The organism is Nostoc sp. (assembly GCF_036917095.1).
Lineage (GTDB): Bacteria > Cyanobacteriota > Cyanobacteriia > Cyanobacteriales > Nostocaceae > Nostoc.
In genome coordinates, this window is sequence record NZ_JBALFH010000020.1 from 230,020 (window position 1) to 245,109 (window position 15,090).

General features: G+C 41.1%; 15 protein-coding genes. 6 read left to right on the forward strand and 9 right to left on the reverse strand.

The features are described 5' to 3' along the window. The first annotated feature begins 95 nt into the window (after positions 1–95). Positions 96–926, forward strand: coding sequence for a ScpA family protein (locus tag V7L01_RS09075; RefSeq protein ID WP_335033885.1), 831 nt, complete (start codon positions 96–98; stop codon positions 924–926). A gap of 232 nt (positions 927–1,158) precedes the next feature. Beyond that, positions 1,159–2,328 (forward strand): NDP-sugar synthase, encoded by a 1,170-nt coding sequence (locus tag V7L01_RS09080; protein ID WP_335033887.1) that lies wholly within the window; start codon positions 1,159–1,161, stop codon positions 2,326–2,328. 51 nt (positions 2,329–2,379) lie between these two features. Here V7L01_RS09080 and speA read toward each other — a convergent pair whose 3' ends face one another. Continuing rightward, positions 2,380–4,392 carry a biosynthetic arginine decarboxylase gene (gene speA, locus V7L01_RS09085; RefSeq protein WP_335033889.1) on the reverse strand — a complete coding sequence of 671 codons (2,013 nt, stop codon included), beginning with the start codon at positions 4,390–4,392 and terminating at the stop codon, positions 2,380–2,382. 246 nt (positions 4,393–4,638) lie between these two features. Between speA and ndk the strand changes: the two genes are divergently transcribed. Continuing rightward, positions 4,639–5,088 carry a nucleoside-diphosphate kinase gene (gene ndk, locus V7L01_RS09090; protein WP_322720193.1) on the forward strand — a complete coding sequence of 150 codons (450 nt, stop codon included), beginning with the start codon at positions 4,639–4,641 and terminating at the stop codon, positions 5,086–5,088. 113 nt (positions 5,089–5,201) lie between these two features. Here the strand turns inward: ndk and V7L01_RS09095 are convergent, their stop codons facing one another. From V7L01_RS09095 to V7L01_RS09120, 6 genes are all read right to left on the reverse strand, one after another. Continuing rightward, a complete protein-coding gene (locus V7L01_RS09095; RefSeq protein ID WP_335033892.1) occupies positions 5,202–5,924 on the reverse strand; it encodes a TerC family protein in 723 nt (240 codons plus the stop codon). A 90-nt stretch (positions 5,925–6,014) separates the two neighbouring features. Next, positions 6,015–6,149: a hypothetical protein gene (locus V7L01_RS09100; protein ID WP_335033894.1), complete on the reverse strand. Its 135-nt coding sequence runs from the start codon at positions 6,147–6,149 to the stop codon at positions 6,015–6,017. Between the two features lie 379 nt (positions 6,150–6,528). Next, positions 6,529–6,969 carry a hypothetical protein gene (locus tag V7L01_RS09105; protein WP_335033896.1) on the reverse strand — a complete coding sequence of 147 codons (441 nt, stop codon included), beginning with the start codon at positions 6,967–6,969 and terminating at the stop codon, positions 6,529–6,531. Between the two features lie 68 nt (positions 6,970–7,037). Next, positions 7,038–7,724: a hypothetical protein gene (locus V7L01_RS09110; RefSeq protein WP_335033898.1), complete on the reverse strand. Its 687-nt coding sequence runs from the start codon at positions 7,722–7,724 to the stop codon at positions 7,038–7,040. 93 nt (positions 7,725–7,817) lie between these two features. After that, entirely contained in the window at positions 7,818–8,546 is a 729-nt protein-coding gene (locus V7L01_RS09115) for a Uma2 family endonuclease (RefSeq protein WP_335033900.1), read from the reverse strand. A 22-nt stretch (positions 8,547–8,568) separates the two neighbouring features. Further along, entirely contained in the window at positions 8,569–9,213 is a 645-nt protein-coding gene (locus V7L01_RS09120) for a restriction endonuclease subunit R (RefSeq protein WP_335033902.1), read from the reverse strand. A gap of 232 nt (positions 9,214–9,445) precedes the next feature. On the opposite strand from V7L01_RS09120, the gene acs reads away from it, so the two are divergent. Further along, positions 9,446–11,419 (forward strand): acetate--CoA ligase, encoded by a 1,974-nt coding sequence (acs, locus tag V7L01_RS09125; protein ID WP_335033904.1) that lies wholly within the window; start codon positions 9,446–9,448, stop codon positions 11,417–11,419. Between the two features lie 127 nt (positions 11,420–11,546). Continuing rightward, positions 11,547–12,227, forward strand: a complete 681-nt coding sequence (locus tag V7L01_RS09130) for a tetratricopeptide repeat protein (protein WP_335033906.1) — start codon at positions 11,547–11,549, stop codon at positions 12,225–12,227. A gap of 150 nt (positions 12,228–12,377) precedes the next feature. Here V7L01_RS09130 and V7L01_RS09135 read toward each other — a convergent pair whose 3' ends face one another. After that, positions 12,378–13,481: an AAA family ATPase gene (locus V7L01_RS09135; protein WP_335033908.1), complete on the reverse strand. Its 1,104-nt coding sequence runs from the start codon at positions 13,479–13,481 to the stop codon at positions 12,378–12,380. Positions 13,482–13,615: 134 nt separating this feature from the next. After that, positions 13,616–13,867 (reverse strand): AAA family ATPase, encoded by a 252-nt coding sequence (locus V7L01_RS09140; protein ID WP_335033910.1) that lies wholly within the window; start codon positions 13,865–13,867, stop codon positions 13,616–13,618. A 128-nt stretch (positions 13,868–13,995) separates the two neighbouring features. Between V7L01_RS09140 and V7L01_RS09145 the strand changes: the two genes are divergently transcribed. Continuing rightward, positions 13,996–14,754 carry a Uma2 family endonuclease gene (locus V7L01_RS09145; RefSeq protein WP_335033912.1) on the forward strand — a complete coding sequence of 253 codons (759 nt, stop codon included), beginning with the start codon at positions 13,996–13,998 and terminating at the stop codon, positions 14,752–14,754. Positions 14,755–15,090 lie beyond the last annotated feature (336 nt).

Below are 15,090 nucleotides of genomic sequence, written 5' to 3' on the forward strand. Positions count from 1 at the left end.
GCGAACGTATAGAGAATACTCTTGGCTAATAGTCAATGAGTTTAGTGTTGAATTTACGGTCTTTTGATTCTCATTAATTAACTTAGAACCCGTTGATGGAAGCTTCTGAGCTATTAGAAACAATCACACTCCTGATTTACCAAGCTGAACAGGGAGAAATTGACCCTTGGGATGTCCAAGTGATTGAGGTGATTGACCGTTACTTAGAACTGATGGCACCGGAGGCAATAGGAAGAGGTTATGAAGCGGACTTGTCTCAATCTGGACAGGCTTTTTTGTCAGCATCAATGCTGGTATTATTCAAAGCCAATACCTTGATGCAATTGTCAACAGCAGGTGATGCACAAGATGGTTTAGTAGATGATTCCCTATTAGAAGATGAAGACGGAATATCACATCAGGGTCATCGTCTACCATTAGAACGGCAATTGCGTCGTCGTCCAGCGGCAATGCCGCCACCAAAGCGCCGGGTGACTCTGCAAGAGTTAATCAAGCAATTGCAGATTATGGCAAACCAGCTAAAACTAGTAGAAAAAGTCAGCAAACCTATCCGTCCCAGACGTTTGCCTAGCGTCCAAAGTATGCGGGAGGCGCTGGAATTAGCTCACCAGGAAAATCTGACAGAAGTGGCTGGAGAACTGGAGCAGGTTTTGAATTTATCGGCAAAAGAAGTAAGTTTAGAACAAAATTGGTTGAATTTAGAACAACTTGTAGAATTGTGGACTCAAACAAAGCTACTCAAGCAAAATGGCTCTGGACATGAGTCTAAACACAGTAACCTCGTTAGCGTTTTCTGGGCGCTACTACTACTCTCGGCTCAATCGAAAGTAGAGCTACTTCAAGAAGAGTTTTACCACGAAATTAAAATTCGCTTACTTAGAGATTCAGCTAACTCCTGCAAACCTTTGCAGCACCCGATGAACTAAGAAAGCTAATAAATAGCCCTACAGATAATTTACAGATTTGTTCTTCAGTCCCAAAATCCGAGTAAATTGAAAATATAAGCGATCGCTTGTCATCTAAGTATACCTATGGTTGTAATAACCACTAAATTCCTGTTATCCCTGTTTAAGGGATGACTTAGAGCAGAAATCAAAACTGATGATTAAGTATCACTCGATGAAAGTAAACTGGCTTGTGGTTGAGGAATAAATTTTTATGAAAGCGATGATTCTCGCGGCTGGCAAGGGTACTCGCGTGCGTCCGATTACCTATACAATTCCCAAACCAATGATTCCCATCCTGCAAAAGCCAGTGATGGAGTTCTTGCTGGAACTGTTACGCCAACATGGATTTGACCAAATTATGGTCAACGTTAGTCATTTGGCTGAGGAAATAGAAAACTATTTTCGCGACGGTCAGCGGTTTGGGGTGCAAATTGCCTATTCCTTTGAAGGGAAAATTGATGACGAAGGGAAACTGGAGGGAGAAGCAATTGGTTCAGCTGGAGGAATGCGCCGCATCCAAGACTTCTCACCCTTTTTTGATGATACCTTTGTAGTTTTGTGCGGTGATGCTTTAATTGATTTGGATTTAACTGCGGCGGTTAAATGGCATAGAGCTAAAGGGGCGATCGCTACTATTATTACGAAATCTGTTCCCAAGGAAGAAGTTTCTAGCTACGGTGTGGTGGTGACTGACGAAGAGGGGCGTGTTAAAGCTTTCCAAGAAAAACCTTCAACTGAAGAAGCCCTCAGCACCAACATCAATACAGGTATTTACATCTTTGAGCCAGAGGTATTTAACTATATTCCCTCTGGTGTCGAATATGACATTGGTGGCCAATTGTTTCCTAAATTGGTAGAAATCAAAGCTCCCTTCTACGCCATCCCTATGGACTTTGAATGGGTAGATATTGGTAAAGTACCAGACTATTGGCGGGCGATTCGCGGTGTATTGCTGGGTGAAATCAAGAATGTGCAAATCCCTGGTCATGAAGTTGCCCCTGGTATCTACACTGGTTTAAATGTCGCTGTGAATTGGGACAAAGTGGATATCACAGGCCCAGTTTACATTGGCGGTATGACGAGGATAGAAGACGGAGCTAAAATTGTCGGCCCAGCGATGATTGGCCCCAATTGTTGGATTTGTAGTGGCGCAACAGTAGAAAACAGCGTGATTTTTGAATGGTCGCGCCTGGGGCCAGGAGTCCGATTAGTCGATAAACTGGTATTTGGACGTTATTGCGTAGATAAAACTGGCGCTGCGATCGATGTTCAAGCCGCTGCTTTAGACTGGCTGATTACGGACGCCCGTCAGACACCACCATCACATACCCCTGTTGAGCGACAAGCGATAGAGGAATTGCTAGGGACAAACGTAAATTAGGGTATAGGGTACAGGGGATAGATATTTAACCTGTACCCTATAATTTCTACCCTAACTATTTAGATATGTATATCTTCTGAGACTCTGCTCGTAGGTTTGCAGCAGTCGCTGAGATTCTGCTAGGGTGATGCGCTTTTCTTCTAATGCTTTCTCGCAACGTTGGCGAATGTTTTCCACCATATCCTCCGAGTCATACTGGACGTAGCTCACCACTTCACTCATGGTGTCACCTTTGACAACGTGTTCAATCTGGTAGCCTTTGGGCGTTAATTGGATGTGAACGGCGTTGGTGTCGCCAAATAGGTTGTGCAAATTGCCCATGATTTCTTGGTAAGCTCCATTCAAGAACATCCCCAAATAATAGGGTTCTCCAGGTTTGTAGGTGTGCAACTCTAAAACCGATTTGACATCGCGCAGGTCTATAAAGCGGTCGATTTTACCATCACTGTCGCAGGTGAGGTCTGCCAAAATTCCCCGCCGCGTTGGTTCTTCAGCCAAACGGTGGATTGGCATAATTGGGAATAGTTGGTCGATCGCCCAGCAATCTGGTGCTGATTGGAACACTGACATATTCACGTAGTAGATGGAAGCCATGATTTTTTCAAGGTCTTCCAGTTCATCGGGTACGTATTCTTGCTGTCTAGTGATGTTGAGAATTTTTTGACAACAAGCCCAGTAGAGCCGTTCGGCCTTGGCTCGTTCTCTGAGGCGTAAAATTCCTAAGTTGAAACGACTGATGGCTTCTTCTTTGAATTGTGCCGCGTCGTGGTACAACTCTTGGTAATTTTCTTGGTTGATGGATTGGAAGCTTTCCCAAAGATAATTAATAATTGGGGATTCTCCCTCTTGTGGAGGTTCTGGTGAGTCGAGTGGGACATCGCTAGTGCTGAGAACATCAAAAATCAGCACCGACTGATGGGAAGCGATCGCTCGTCCACTTTCGCTAATCAGTGTTGGTACGGCAATTTGGCGTTCGGCACAGGTATCTTTTAACTCTGCCACGATGTCGTTGGCATAGTTCTGCATATTGTAATTTTTCGATGCATAGAAGTTGGTTTGGGAGCCATCGTAATCTACGCCCAAGCCACCACCAACATCAAGGTATTTCATATCTGCCCCCAGCATCGACAATTCTACATAAATGCGGCTGGCTTCTTGGATGGCATCTTTAATCACATTAATGGCAGAGATTTGTGAGCCAATGTGGAAGTGCATCAACTGCAAAGAATCGAGCAGGTTGGCTTCGCGTAATTTGTCAACAGCCTCAATTACCTCAGGCATTGTCAAACCAAATTTAGCGCGATCGCCACTGGAGGTTCCCCAACGTCCCATGCCTTGGGTACTGAGTTTAGCACGAACACCTAATATCGGCTTAATACCTAACTGGCGATTGGCATCAATTACCAAATCAACCTCTTCAATCTGTTCTAAGACGATGACTGGTGTTTGTCCTAGTCTTTGGGCTAACATTGCCGTTTCGATGTATTCTCGGTCTTTGTAGCCGTTGCAAATTAACAATGCTCCTGGGGTATCCAACACAGCCAGAGCAATCATTAATTCTGGCTTGGAACCGGCTTCTAAACCAAATTGATGGGGTTTGCCAAATTTCACTAAATCCTCAATCAAATGCCGTTCTTGATTGCATTTGACGGGAAACACGCCACGGTAGACACCAGGGTAATTGTAGCGGGCGATCGCTTTATTAAAACAAGCGTTCAACCGCTCAATCCGGTCTTCCAAAATATCGGAAAAGCGAATCAACATGGGAAGTCCCAAGTTGCGCTGCTTCATGGCGTTGACCAATTCAAACAAGTCAAGAGATCCCCCGCGATCGCCCTTGGGTGACACGGTAACATGACCAGCAGCGCTAATGGAAAAATAAGGTTGTCCCCATCCTTCAATCCGGTACAAGGCTTCGCTATCCTCAATTTTCCAGGAGCGAGGTAAATCTCCTGTGGTAGGACTCGGTGGTAACAGTTTTTTGTGCTTATGATTTTTCACTTCTTTGTGTCCATTGGACGGTAGTACCACCTCGTCAGATGTAGCAGTTGACTCAACACCCATTTCTTCCTAACCTCTGTTTTTCACCCACGAGTTAACAATTTAACGCATTCATTTGGGAACGTATATGTACCCAAAGATAATTTCTGAGATAAACTCTGATTGGTCAAGAGTCATTGGTCATTGGTCATTGGTCATTTGGTCATTGGTCATTGGTCATTAGTGGAAAACCCTTGGACTCAAGACAAAGGACAAAGGACAAATGACAATTGACAAAATAAAAAATTCATTAAGTTTTTGGAGATAGCTTTGGAACGCACATTCTTAGCAATTAAGCCAGATGGAGTACAACGGGGATTAGTGGGGGAAATTATCCGTCGCTTTGAAACTAAAGGTTTTACCCTAGTTGGTTTAAAGTTCCTGAAAGTCAGTCGGGAATTGGCTGAACAACACTATGATGTTCACCGAGAACGTCCCTTTTTTGGTGGTCTAGTCGAATTTATCACTTCTAGCCCAGTGGTGGCGATGGTATGGGAAGGTGATGGCGTCGTTGCATCTGCCAGAAAGATTATTGGTGCGACGAACCCTTTAACAGCAGAGCCGGGAACGATTCGCGGTGATTTTGGACTGAATATTGGTCGTAACTTGATCCACGGTTCTGATGCTCAAGAAACCGCGCAACGGGAAATAGCCCTATGGTTTAAGGATGAAGAATTAGTCAATTGGCAACCACACTTAACGCCTTGGTTGCACGAGTAATGGAGAGACGCGATTAATCGCGTTTATACAAAAAGGAGTAGAGACGCGATTAATCGCGTCTGTACAAAAGTTAGGAGTTAAAAATTCATAACTAATAACTCCTCACTTCTGATTTACTTCGAGACTTCGCTCTTTTCTGGTTCTACTTGGGGTAATTCAGTGCCAACACGCTTGGAAAATCCCCAGCCTAAAATCAGGAAGATCGCAGTAATCATGATCCATTCTGGTGGAACTAAATTATCGTTCACCACTTTCAACAATAAGCGCAAGCCCACGAACGCTACAGTTACATAGCCTGCGTCTTCTAGATTTTCATATTCGTCTAGCCAACGGATAAACAATCCTGCCATGAATCGCAGCGTAATAATACCAATTGTTGCACCCGTCAGCACCAGCCATTTTTCTTGAGAAACTGCGATCGCAGTTGTCACGCTATCCAAAGAAAATGCCAAATCTGTAAAGGCAATCACAGGTATCGCTTGCAACAATGAATTAAAGCGCGGCCCGTGATGGCGATCGTCCTTAGATTCTTCCGAGGTAAAGTGTTGGAATACCAACCACAGCAGATAAGTAGCGCCCAATAATTCAAATTGCCAGAATTGTTGTACCCAAGTGGCAGTAAGAATCAGGGTGATTCGCAGCACATAGGCAACGACTAAACCAAAGTTCAAAGCTTTACGCTCAAGTTCTTTGTCTTCCAGTCCCCTAGCGATCGCAGCTAGGGCGATGGCATTGTCGGCAGATAACAGCGCCTCTAAAAGCACCAGGATCGCCAGAACTATAAGGGCTTCAAGGCTGAAATGAAAATCGAGGTAATCAAAAATTCGGTCTAGCATTCCGGGTTTCTCAAGCAGAAAAAATTAAAATTTGACAAGGACAGAGATTTGCATATTAAAAAGCGCAATAAATTGCTACTCTAATTCAGCTTAACGTGGTTGTGGTGCATTTTGAAGGGGGTTGAATATGTGCGATCGCAGTGCAACTGGAGTAATTTGCGTATAAGTCAATACACCAAAAGTTTTAACATCTGACTCAATGTCATGGCAATGGGCTGCTGTCATTTCGTATCTAGAATTAGAATATGAGCAACTTTGATATTTTTGACATTACTATTTTGTATGGAAGCTTTAAGCTTGAAAAAAATTGGTGAAGCTATTATTTAGAAATCAAAATTCATTTTTTAATGAACCGCCTTGTCTGCGAGAGGCTTTCAGCAACGCGTAGCATTTCGTAGAGAAAACGCAGAGGACACAGAGAGAAAAAATAAATGCTTAAGTGAACTGTATTGCATTAAAAGTAGGGCGTATTAGATTAGCCCAGAAAGTATCACATAATTCCCATTTAATAGACGGTGCGTGAAGAACGTACCCTAAAAATTGGAGATTTTTTAAATTAAAACCCCTGATTGCAATTTAATCTCCCACTATACAACTAAAAATTTCACAAAATCTCTGCCAACTTTACCACTAGACTATTTGCTAAATCTAAGAACCCGATACTATCTGTATCAACACTATTTTCTTCACTAGCTAACAAGTCGATCGCAGCAGATAACCTATCATTGGTTTCAGAAGTTCTCCAAGATTCATCTAAGTTTACTGCAAAATCAAACAGCGATCGCTCTCCTAAATGCTGCCTTACCCTGATAGCTACAGTATCATTACTTACCAAAAATTCTTTGATAGTATCTAATCGAGAATTGCCTAATATTTCGTCATGTCCCCACGTTTCTAGCCAGTCTCCATCTACATCTTCAACGTAAAAATTAACGAAATCAACTCCGTAAGTTAGCCAGTTCTGCTGCATTTGTCGCGCTGTTTCTAAAGCTTCAGCAAATGTATCTACTTGATTGTTGCAGTGAGTTTCTCTTTTATTAGCCATAAAAGCTGTAATTAGCACGTAAGTATATAGGCTAGACACAAATCTTGAATATCAAATTCCAGAAACGTTCACGAAAATTTTAAATATTTGCCACCAGAAAGGTAATCACTGTTATACAGGGCCACGTTCACTAACTGGTTAACAAAATTAGCATCTTTGGGATTGTAACTTAAGAACAATCCTCTCTCTATTTCCCACGATCGCAGTGTATTTTGCCAAGCTTCGTACTTTTGATGATTAAGTTCTTCACTAACACTGGTAATTTGAATGCACAGTGGTTGATTGTTACGACTAACAATTAAATCTGTTGCCATAGAAAGGTCGGCAATATAACGCTGCCAAAAACTACCTTCTCGACTGACAATATCTTGGGCTATTGATTTAATAATATCATGATCGACCTGATTAAATTCGCCTGCCATCAGTTTTTGTTTCCAAATATAAAACTTGGAGTCACTTGCATTGAACCATCTGGGAAAGAGATAACCATACCAATATCTCTCAATCGGCGTCATTTGCTCGAATTTTGCTTTTTGTTCTTCTGAAGGTAGGGATTTGATTATCAGCCAAATTGTAGAATCCGTAATTACCTCTAGGAGAAAGGCAAGGACAAAAGGTTTTGCAGTCAGGGAACCTGGCTTAATATCCTTTACCCAACGATTGATTTCATCTAATCTTCTCGCTAAATTATGATCTATCGAGGAGGCTTGCTCGATAAGGGACTTTAGCTTATCCTTAATCTCTTTTGCTTGCAAACGATGCCCTACTTTCAGAAGATTACGCTTTTTTTACACAACTGATAACTAAATCTTAACTTGAAAATGCCTTTAGTTAATTTCCTGATGTCATTAAATATTCTCTAAGTCTATGCCCTGTGTACGTAAAACCTCCCGCAGTCGAGCAATTTCTTGCTCTGCTTGTTGGGCACGTTCTTCTGCCTGTTCGGCACGTAAACGTTCTTGTTCAGCCAATTCTTCTGATGATAGTATCAATTGATTTTCAGTAGTGAAGAATCTTAATTTACCTTCATAAACTCCCAAATAAAGTTCTAACTGCTGACTCCACAAACGGCCATCAGTGGTTACTTGGATTTCTTGATACTTCCCATCAACTAAATGAAATCCCTGAAGTTCCATTGTTACAGGGTCAAACCAGAAATAATCTGGTGTACGGAATGTATCTTGGTAAACTTGTTTTTTTAAACTTTTATCAACTGCTGTGGTTGAGCTTGACAAAATTTCCACAATCAGGTTGGGATACTTGCCATCTTCTTGCCAAACTACCCAACTCTTACGGTCTTTTTTCTGGGTTCCCAAAACTACAAAAAAGTCTGGGCCGCAGAATTTTTCTGATTTTTTCTGGTTAGGACTGTAGTAAATCGTCAAATTGCCAGAAGCATAAAAATCTTGCCTTTCTCGCCACCACAATTTAAGGATGCGAATCAGCAAATCAATTTGGTCGCGGTGTCGGTCACTTTCTAAGGGTGGCTCGTCACTAAGTAGATCGCCAGCAGGAAAAATCACTTCGTCTTCTGAAATATTATCAGAGATGATTTCTAGAGTAGCAGGTTCAGACATCAGCGATCGCTCCGCAATTTATTTACTGAAAGTTTGGTAACTTACAAATGGCTTTGAAAACTTGCAATAACTCAATTGCATCTGGAGATTGACTCAAATTTAATAATGGCATTAATTCATAATTTGACTGGTTGTCATGTCTTAGATAAACAAATTGATAAAGCTGTCCATTAGTTACCAAACCCCAAACTGATGGTTGTTGCTCTAAACTCTTAAAAGCATAAGTAAGTAATTGAGGTAAACCCTCAATCACATTGACCGAACTATTTTTTGTTTCAATCACTAGAACCCAAAATGGCGGCGCAATATTACTTTGAGGACTGTTGATTGCTAAAATATCCATCCGTCCGGTAATTCTTTTGTCTTCATCTTCAACTGCGATCGCAATGCTATCTTCCATTGTCAACCGAATCGGCACATCGTAGAATCCTGAGAGCCGCATTAAGGGTGCGATCGTTAAAAATTTAACCAAACCTTCAGAGATTTTACCTGCACTTAAATAACGATCGAAGTCGTTTCTAATTCCTAATAAATCCTGCTGTTCAAAGTTAGAGAGTGGTTCTAGCCTTAAGAAATCTGTAAATGAACCATTTGAAAGCTTTTCTAGTTTGAGAAGACGATGAACATCATTGAGAGATAGGCTGCTAGCTTCGACAGTGAGCGTCATAATTTCAGGCTTTACTTGTCAAGACTACTTACATTTTGCAACATTCCTGGTAGATAGGTTGCAATGTAACCTTTTTACATTTCTCGATCGCTTGCTTCTGCTAGATGAAAATGAATGTAAACTAAATAACTCGGCAATTTCCACCCAGCTTAACGAAAATCTAAACACTGTCTAGCACAACTGGGCTAAGAATAGTTTTTAATCACAATAGCGATCGCACTCATAACTAACTATGTCTGAACCAAATATCGAATCAATCCTCCAAGAGCACCGCCTCTTCCATCCTCCTTCGGAATTCTCGCAGAATGCCCATATCAAAAGCCTGGAAGACTATCAACGTCTCTATGCCAAAGCCAAAGCCGATCCGCAGCAATTTTGGGCAGATTTGGCTGGAACAGAACTAGAATGGTTCCAAAAATGGGATACAGTATTAGACTGGCAACCACCTTTTGCTAAGTGGTTCGTTGGCGGTAAGATGAATATTTCTTACAACTGCCTTGACAGACATCTCACTACTTGGCGCAAAAATAAAGCAGCATTGATTTGGGAAGGAGAACCAGGTGATTCGCGTACCCTCACTTATGCCCAACTCCACCGGGAAGTTTGCCAGTTCGCCAATGTATTGAAGCAACTGGGCGTACAAAAAGGCGATCGCGTTGGTATTTATATGCCAATGATTCCCGAAGCTGCGATCGCAATGTTAGCTTGTGCCAGAATTGGCGCACCCCACAGCGTAGTATTTGGGGGTTTTAGTGCCGAAGCTTTGCGCGATCGCTTAATTGATGTTAAAGCTAAACTGGTAATCACGGCTGATGGTGGTTGGCGCAAAGATGCGATCGTTCCTCTCAAAGAACAGGTAGACAAAGCCTTAGCTGACGGTGCTGTTCCCAGTGTTGAAAATGTCCTCGTTGTCAAGCGCACCGGACAAGAAACTTATATGCAGTTGGGGGGACGCGATCGTTGGTGGCATGATTTGCAAAAAGAAGTATCAGCAGATTGTCCCGCCGAACCGATGGACAGCGAAGATATGCTGTTTGTCCTCTACACTTCTGGCAGTACGGGCAAACCGAAGGGTGTAGTGCATACAACTGCTGGTTATAATCTGTATACGCACATGACCACCAAGTGGATATTCGACCTGCAAGACACAGATGTATATTGGTGTACCGCCGATGTAGGTTGGATTACGGGACACAGCTACATTGTCTACGGCCCGCTTTCCAACGGTGCAACCACGGTGATGTATGAAGGTGCGCCCCGTGCTTCAAATCCAGGCTGTTTCTGGGATGTAATTGAAAAATACGGCGTTAATGTTTTTTATACTGCCCCTACGGCAATTCGGGCATTTATTAAAATGGGCGAACAACATCCTAATGCGCGAAACTTGTCTTCGTTGCGTTTGTTGGGAACCGTCGGCGAACCAATTAACCCCGAAGCTTGGATGTGGTATCACAAAGTAATTGGTGGGGAACGTTGTCCAATTGTTGATACTTGGTGGCAAACAGAAACTGGCGGTATCATGATTACACCGCTACCAGGGGCAATTCCCACTAAACCCGGTTCCGCAACTCTTCCCTTCCCAGGAATTATTGCAGATGTCGTAGATTTGGAAGGAAACACCGTACCCAAAAACGAAGGCGGTTATCTAGCAGTACGCCATCCTTGGCCAGGAATGATGCGGACAGTCTACGGCGATCCGGAACGCTTCCGCCGCACCTACTGGGAACACATTCCGCCCAAAGATGGTAACTATACTTACTTTGCTGGCGATGGCGCAAGACAAGATGAAGACGGCTACTTCTGGGTAATGGGTCGTGTGGATGACGTATTGAATGTATCAGGACACCGACTCGGTACAATGGAAGTAGAATCAGCCTTAGTTTCTCACCCAGCAGTTGCAGAAGCGGCGGTAGTGGGTAAGCCAGATGAACTCAAGGGCGAAGAAGTAGTTGCTTTTGTGACTCTAGAAGGCACTTATCAGGGAAGTGAGGAACTGAGTAAAGAACTCAAGCAGCACGTCGTCAAAGAAATTGGTGCGATCGCTCGTCCGGGAGAAATTCGGTTTACAGACGCTTTACCCAAAACGCGATCGGGTAAGATTATGCGCCGATTGCTGCGGAATCTGGCCGCGGGTGAAGAGGTTTCTGGGGATACTTCGACATTGGAAGATAGAAGCGTGTTGGATAAGTTACGGGAAGGTGTGTAAATAATTCCAAATGAGCTTAATAGGGGCGCATATATGTGCGCCTTTACCGTCTGTCCTGTGAGGCATTACGCGCTAACGCACCTCAAATTATCATAAAGATTAGAACATTATTGAGGCATTTAGGGCGATGAAGCTGAAGCACCAACCCAAATCAACATTTGTTCAATCTTTTAGCGGTATGATGCTGGGTGCGATCGCTGTAATGGGGATATCACCATTAGTGTTAGCGGTTCCTGCAAAACTTTCTTTGCATTCGCCTGAACAGTCTGCACAGAGACAACCACAAAAACTAGCACAGTTTTCAGGCACAGGGACACCAGAGCGATCGCAGATGCTGCAACAAGCTAATGCTTTATTTAATCAGGGAGACTTAACAGGTGCAGAGGAAAATTTACGCAAATTAATTAAAAAATTCCCAGACGATGCCTTCGGACACTTTCAATTGGGAAATGTGCTTTTTCGGCAAAAGAAATCAGAAGAAGCAATTACCTCTTATCAAGAAGCCATTCGCCTCCAGCCAAAATACGCTCTAGCTTACAATGCGATCGGTATTGTTTATGCTAGCCAAAGCCGTTGGGAAGAAGCCATTGCTGAATATAAAAAAGCTCTAGAAATTAATCCTAATTATGGCGAAGGGCTGACTAATTTTGCACTGGCTTTGTGGCAAACAAATAAAAAAGATGAGGCGTTATCTTCTTTAGAAAAAGCTTTAAATATTTTCAAAGAACAGAATAGAGGTGAAAAAGTTAATCAAGTCGAACGAATTTTAAAAGAGATCAAAACTGCTGAAGATCCTAGTGTTTCCTGAATATCATATTATTCACTGGATAAAGTAAAGATATGAGGTGACGTTGAGGTTAGCCAGACAAACTCAAAATAATTTTGTTATTTGAAGAGTTGCTGGCGAACCACTTTACTGATACTTTGCCAAAAGTGCTATTTGGTAAAATTTTACTGTTTAGCCTAAATGTAATTCGTTTTTTTTCTCTTCTAACCAAACACAAATCGCTTTAGAAAAACCTGACCAATCAGGAGATTGAGATGCAACTCTAATGATACGATTTAATCCTATTTCTTTATTAGCTCCCATCTGTTGAATAAGAAGATTAACTAAGTTATGTTGATCGCCAGCATTAACAATATCGCAAGCAAGATTTTTAATCTCTTCATTTTCTTTATCAAGCTTAACTGTTAATGTATGAATACAATGCAAAATAAATTGTTCAGGAGATTTATTTAGCGGCAGATTAAATTGCGTTATTTTTTTTAAAACTTTATTTCTAATAATGTCTATTTGATCACCATTTCCAGTTACAACTTTTTTAAGTTGTTTATCTTTCTCTTCAGAAGTAATATATACATCTCCGTCTAAAACAAATAATGCATTTATAATTGATTGACCAGACAGTACAAGTCCCGCAGATACAGTAAATACGTTTATAGCTGCACCATATTTATTAATGAATACATTCTTATAAATTCCAAGAGAGCTTGCAATATGAATAACTATTGCTTCTGCTAGTTCATCTTCAACATATACTTCAATTGACTTGACTGATTCACCAGTCATACGACGAGTAACATCTGGAGTCGTATTTGGCAGACAAATTGTTTGTGAACCAGTTTGATGGATATGTCTTAACTGTACTTTATCTTTAAGTTTAAAGAGTTCCGTATTATGAGAAGTAAAGATTATTTGGTGATATTTTTTAATAGCTTCTTCGTATAGAACATCCATTAATCTTTGCAGAGCAAACGGGTGCATTAATAAGTCGATCTCATCTACCAAAATTAGGCTATATTTATTTCGTGTTCTGAATACAGTATCAAGTATTGTAAATATTCTTTGTTCTCCGGCTCCCATAGTCAGAGCGGAATATTGAGTATTTCCAGATTTAACACCAAGAATAGTTTTATTTTCATATTCATGTACATGTAAGCTTTCGTAGTTCTTATTTAGAATAAAGCCAGCTTTATTACGGATTAATTCATCTAGCGGAGTAGTTTGAATTTTGGTAGCTTTATATTTAATTCTTTGCCCTTTGTTTTCAAACTCAATCACTGGAACACAAGTTTTTATACCAATAAACTTAACATATCTTTCAGGTCTTCTTTCATATATAGTCCATCTATCTTGCTTGTTATATTTTTTGAAAACTTTATTATAATTTTTACTGTCATCTCCGTAACTATAGGTTATTGAAAATTCTGTTCCCGACCAATCAAAGTGATCAGTTGGTGGAAAAACATAGTAAATTTATTGTTTTCATCTATATCAGATATAGGCTTATATACACAAGCTAAAGCATGTAATATAGTCGATTTACCACTTCCATTTACTCCCATAATTGATATCAATGGGGAACCTTCAAAATCAATAGATACGTTAGAAATATTTTTGAGTTTTACAATATCTATCTTATGGAGAATCTGACTGTGTACTACCACTAATTTTTCCTTTAAAAACTATTAAACTGTATTATCGGTATAAGTAAATATAAACATAAAAAAATAAAAGTGTTCCAAGTGACATCAATGATTACAATGAAAATCAGACAAACCTTCGGTTAAAGCCTATGACTTCCCTATCGGCATTAACTTTACCTGACCACACCCAGTTACCAGACTCAGATGGTACATTCGTGAAAAATCTTCAGGAGCATCCGCAAAGCATTTTAATTACAGATTCAATTAAACCTGTTTTAGAGCAACTTCATCCTGATGGTCAATATTGTATTGGACAAGATTCTGGTATCTACTGGGGATTGACCGATCCTCCTGAAAACGGGGCTGAAGCACCAGACTGGTTTTATGTACCCAATGTACCACCGACCCTTGACGGTAAAATGCGGCGTTCTTATGTGCTGTGGAAGGAGTATGTCGCGCCCTTGATTGTATTAGAATTTGTCTCTGGAGATGGTTCAGAAGAACGAAATAACACACCGCCATCTCAAGGGGAAGGTGGGAATGTTGGTAAATTTTGGGTTTATGAGCAGGCAATTCGAGTGCCTTATTATGGAATTTATGAAGTAGCAAAAGCGCAAGTGGAAGTTTACCATTTAGTGGATAATACTTATCAGCTGATGAAAGCCAATGAACGAGGACATTACCCAATTGCTCCTATGGGTGTAGAGTTGGGAATTTGGCAGGGATTTTATCAGAATGCAGAGTTACCTTGGTTGCGCTGGTGGGATGCACAAGGAAATTTACTGCTAACGGGTGAAGAACGGGCGGAAGTTGAGCGACAAAAGCGGGAGAGAATTGTAGAGAAATTGCGTACTCTCTCTGTTGAACAACTTAACGCTTTAGGAATTGATCCAGAAATGTTGGATTAAGAAATATTATCCTCTACTAATAATACAACTCCGCTAGTACAAATTATTGTACTGACATCCCCATTTTTATACAAATTTATGGCGTGGTTAATTCCTTGTTTGAAGACAGCAGACGCTTCTTCTCTCCAAACTGCCGCTCTCAGAACAATTGCCACATCCGCCTTAATATTATTAGTGATGCTGTCATATAAATAAATACTTAAGATTAGAAATCTGCCAAAATCATCAGATGCGGTACTTTTGTTAAAGTTTCAGGACATAGCAGCAAACTTATATTTCCAAATGTTGAGCTTTATTTAGCATTAGAGAATTTTTTGGCTGGTTGGGAATGCTAAA

Coding starts and splice junctions, on each gene's coding strand:
- V7L01_RS09075 (WP_335033885.1), top strand. CDS start 96: ATGGAAGCTTCTGAGCTATTAGAAACAATCACACTCCTGATTTACCAA.
- V7L01_RS09080 (WP_335033887.1), top strand. CDS start 1,159: ATGAAAGCGATGATTCTCGCGGCTGGCAAGGGTACTCGCGTGCGTCCG.
- speA (WP_335033889.1), bottom strand. CDS start 4,392: ATGGGTGTTGAGTCAACTGCTACATCTGACGAGGTGGTACTACCGTCC.
- V7L01_RS09095 (WP_335033892.1), bottom strand. CDS start 5,924: ATGCTAGACCGAATTTTTGATTACCTCGATTTTCATTTCAGCCTTGAA.
- V7L01_RS09100 (WP_335033894.1), bottom strand. CDS start 6,149: ATGACAGCAGCCCATTGCCATGACATTGAGTCAGATGTTAAAACTTTT.
- V7L01_RS09105 (WP_335033896.1), bottom strand. CDS start 6,969: ATGGCTAATAAAAGAGAAACTCACTGCAACAATCAAGTAGATACATTT.
- V7L01_RS09115 (WP_335033900.1), bottom strand. CDS start 8,546: ATGTCTGAACCTGCTACTCTAGAAATCATCTCTGATAATATTTCAGAA.
- V7L01_RS09120 (WP_335033902.1), bottom strand. CDS start 9,213: ATGACGCTCACTGTCGAAGCTAGCAGCCTATCTCTCAATGATGTTCAT.
- acs (WP_335033904.1), top strand. CDS start 9,446: ATGTCTGAACCAAATATCGAATCAATCCTCCAAGAGCACCGCCTCTTC.
- V7L01_RS09130 (WP_335033906.1), top strand. CDS start 11,547: ATGAAGCTGAAGCACCAACCCAAATCAACATTTGTTCAATCTTTTAGC.
- V7L01_RS09145 (WP_335033912.1), top strand. CDS start 13,996: ATGACTTCCCTATCGGCATTAACTTTACCTGACCACACCCAGTTACCA.